Source organism: Streptomyces sp. E11-3 (assembly GCF_046540415.1).
Taxonomy (GTDB): Bacteria; Actinomycetota; Actinomycetes; order Streptomycetales; family Streptomycetaceae; genus Streptomyces.
The window spans coordinates 1-1,184 of the sequence record NZ_JAZGRL010000187.1 but is presented as its reverse complement, the minus strand read 5'-3'; the positions used below and the strand labels follow the sequence as shown (position 1 = coordinate 1,184).

The 1,184-nt window shown below is 68.9% G+C and carries 1 pseudogene; it reads left to right on the top strand.

Features of this window, described 5'->3' with window-relative positions:
* Positions 1-1,146 (top strand): annotated as a pseudogene (locus tag U9R90_RS36295) (hypothetical protein); the annotation flags it as partial.
* Positions 1,147-1,184 lie beyond the last annotated feature (38 nt).

The following is a 1,184-nucleotide window of genomic DNA, read 5'->3' as shown; positions in this document are numbered from 1 at the left end:
AACCCCGCCGCCTACCTCCCCAACCTCGCCGGATCCCTCAACAACCTCGCCAACCGGCTGGCGGAGACCGGCGACCACCAAGCAGCCCTCACCGCATACACCGACACCATCGAGGCCCTCCAAGAGCACCCCGAAGCCGCAGCCGCCATCTCCTGCGATCTGGCCTCCTTCGAGGTCAGGCAGCCAGACCCGCAGCCGGGACTGCGGCGCTTGATCGAGCTGACCTCGGCAGAGCCCCAAGGTCGCACCACCGCCCGCGCCCGCCACCTCCTGCGTACCCACGCCCAAGCCGATCCGGATGCCCATCGCACGGTCTCGGCCCTCTGGCAGGAGACCCAACAGAGCCCCGTGCCGGACTGGCTGGGCATTCCCCCCGCACTGATCTCCCTCGTATGGGAATGGCTCAACTGTTCAACCTGGTCGGACAGCCAGCACTTCCTGGAACAGCACTCAGAGGAACTACTCTCCGACACCGCACGGCTCACCCTGGAAGAGCTCTCCCTCCGCACCTCCGTGGCCAAGAGCCACGCGGAGATCGCCGCCCAGGCCCAATCCATCGGCGCCGCCGCGGCACTGCGCCCCTACCTCCTCGGCGAGCTGCTGGGGGAATGGTTCGCCTGCCCGACCTGGGAGGAGTCCCAGTCCTTCCTCGAAGCGCACGCGGAGGATCTGCTGGCCGACGAAACCGTCGCACTTCTCGCCGACCTCACCCCGGACCCCGATCCGGAAGTCCTCGTACACCGAGCGGTCCTCGGCCTGGCGTCCAGTGACGGCGTCACACCTGCCTTCCGCCTCCTGGAAGACCGCCAGGCCCTGCACGCGCGCGTACAGACCGCGCTCAGAGATCTCAACGGCCCAGACCTCTCCTCCTGCGCGCTACTCGAAGCCACGGTGTACGCCGACGATCTGGCCGCCCTCACTCACCTGCACCTGGCCCACATCCTCGACTCCGCGCCGGACGACCCGGACGGCGAAGACGATGCCGAAACGGCCACCCCCGACCCCGGCCTCACCGATCTACTCGCACCCGCCGACCCAGCCGACCGCAACCGCCTCGCAGCCGAGATCACCGCCCTCATCCGACGCGCCCCCCACCACGCCCCAGCCCTCAGCACCCTCCTCCAGCACTTCTTCGCCACCCCGTGACCCCCACCAAGATCCTCATCGTCCAGGCCCTCTCCCCC